2 protein-coding genes and 1 pseudogene are annotated in these 2,230 nt (G+C 38.5%); 2 read left to right on the top strand and 1 reads right to left on the bottom strand.

What is annotated here, in order from left to right:
- Nucleotides 1-339 (top strand): annotated as a pseudogene (locus tag WB217_RS02885) (hypothetical protein); the annotation flags it as partial.
- Nucleotides 340-395: 56 nt separating this feature from the next.
- On the opposite strand, the gene WB217_RS02880 reads toward WB217_RS02885, so the two are convergent.
- Nucleotides 396-1,160: a FixH family protein gene (locus tag WB217_RS02880; protein ID WP_423990475.1), complete on the bottom strand. Its 765-nt coding sequence runs from the start codon at nucleotides 1,158-1,160 to the stop codon at nucleotides 396-398.
- Between the two features lie 276 nt (nucleotides 1,161-1,436).
- Here WB217_RS02880 and WB217_RS02875 point away from each other — a divergent pair, with 276 nt between their 5' ends.
- A complete protein-coding gene (locus tag WB217_RS02875; RefSeq protein WP_423990473.1) occupies nucleotides 1,437-1,940 on the top strand; it encodes an N-acetyltransferase family protein in 504 nt (167 codons plus the stop codon).
- The last annotated feature ends 290 nt before the right edge of the window (nucleotides 1,941-2,230 follow it).

The raw sequence follows: 2,230 nt of genomic DNA, 5'->3' as shown, positions 1-2,230 counted from the left end.
ATAAATGGAGAGGGACTGATTTTGCACGGCTGCGGTTTATTGCTGATGCTAAGCTGCCCAATATCAATACACTGGACAGTCAAACACATTGAGGATCAAGTGGAATTATTTGATTTTGTAAAAGTGGAAACGACCAATCCGGAAACGGGATCTATATATTATCCAGAACTAGTAGTTACATTAAATCATGATGAATATAAGGATAAGATTCTTTATTTTGCGAGACAAGCTAAAAACTTTTTTGTGGAATCTGATACGAAAATAATTGTTGATGACTATGATAAAGAGATGTATCAAGAATTTTGGGATGAATTCAATCGCAGATTAATGGAGCCGTGAACAGAGGAATAAATGCAGAAAAGCCCTTCGGAATTGGAAGGGCTTTTTCATATAACTTAATTCACGTTAACTGTTTTCTCTGTATGATCGTGGATGTTACCTTTCTCCACGTGAATTTTCACGTTGAATGTTCCAGATGAAGGAAAAGTATTGGTTAATGAATAAGCTCCATTGTCACCTTCTACAGCTGAGATAAATTCATGCTTGCTTTGATTTTCTCCCCAGATCTCAAATCTTACTGTTGCACCGGTAATCGGCTCGCTGCCTTGATTCAAGTGAACACTTAATTCAGTTTTCTGATTGTTTTTGATTGGTTCGTGCACATGGAAATCAAAATCAACCTCGCTGTTATGGTGATCAGCATGTTCATGCTCTGAACCTTCGGATGGATGATCATCATGCGAATGCTCCGTACCTTCTGCTTGTTTTTCAGCTTCCTCAGCTTCAACGGTAATCTCTTTTTTAGGCATGCTGTGCATACGTCTGGCAGTTGTATGAGCAACAATATAATAGTTCCCGCCCTCGGTGAAAGTCTTTTTTGTAGAGTAAATACCATCCTTTTGGTGCTTGGCTTCGACCATTTCATGGTCATCCTGGCCAGCTTTCCAAATTTCAAACTTCACCTCATCTGCATCAGTGACCTTTTCCTTTCCCTGAACGACAGATGCTTCGATTGTGGTTTCCTCTTGAACTTTTATTTTTTCTGAGGTTGTTATGGTCACCTCAATAAGTTCTGGTGCCTTTTCCTGCTGTTTCATTTCTTCATTAGAACATGCAGATAAGAACAACAATGTGAACAACAAGATTATTAGCTTTTTCATTAGCGCTAGCTCCATTCAGTGTAAATTGCATTTTAATTTATATTAAGATGGAAATGTGATAAATGTATGAAATAACAGGAAATAAACCATAACATGAAGAAAATTTATATGAAACTAGATCCTTGAAGGAGATGTCTAAAAAAATGATTAAGTCATTTTTTATGAGTTAGTAACAGTTTTAGTGACTGAAGTAAAAGATCAGCTATTGCTTTACACTTGTCAAATGCACCTCACATGAATAGTCATAACAAAATAATAGATTTGGAGATGGGTTGAATGGAACACAATGTGTTGATTGGTGAGATGCTGCAGGAAGACTGGGAACAAGTCCGAGCTATCTACCTCGAGGGGATTGCGACTGGACAGGCAACCTTTCAAATGGTGGCCCCTTCATGGGAAGAATGGGATCGTGGCCATGTTTATGAATGTCGTATTGTTGCCAGGTACAATGGTAAAGTTGTTGGCTGGGCAGCTTTGACACCAGTCTCAAGCCGCTGTGTCTACAACGGTGTGGCTGAAGTCAGTGTTTATGTCAGTCAAAGCGTCGTGGGTAAAGGAGTAGGCAGTAAACTATTAAACAATTTAATCCTCAGAAGTGAAGAACAAGGCTTTTGGACGCTGCAGTCTTCGATTTTTCCTGAGAATGCTGCCAGCATAAAAATACATATAAAAAACGGATTCAGGGAACTTGGAAGGCGGGAACGTATCGGTAAAATGGACGGAGTATGGCGTGATACAGTTTTATTGGAAAGACGAAGCGATAAGGTTGGGGTTAATTAATAATATACTGATCCTTAGAGTGATCTGTGCTCTAAAAAAGGGTAAAGAACTATTCCTTTGCCTCAATGATAAAAGATATAGGCTCCCCTGAAAATATGCACAATAAAAAATGAGAAATCATTATAGGCAAAAATGCATCATTTCATTCACCATGGTGCGATTTTTCATTAGCATGGATGTCTCTGTTAAAGCTGAATGTTGATTTTATACCCTGTTGAATGTAGTGGAAAGCGAAGCGCCTGGAACGAAAATCAACAGCCTTGTTTAACAAAGACTAGATATAAAATGCC

The sequence above is a fragment of the Mesobacillus sp. genome, assembly GCF_049588175.1.
Taxonomy (GTDB): Bacteria; Bacillota; Bacilli; order Bacillales; family Cytobacillaceae; genus Mesobacillus.
The sequence above is the reverse complement of the archived record's forward strand: the minus strand, read 5'-3'. Positions and strand labels throughout refer to the sequence as shown.

What these genes read in the sequence shown, in the direction of transcription:
- WB217_RS02880 (WP_423990475.1), bottom strand. Translation starts at nt 1,160, where the DNA reads ATGAAAAAGCTAATAATCTTGTTGTTCACATTGTTGTTCTTATCTGCA.
- WB217_RS02875 (WP_423990473.1), top strand. Translation starts at nt 1,437, where the DNA reads ATGGAACACAATGTGTTGATTGGTGAGATGCTGCAGGAAGACTGGGAA.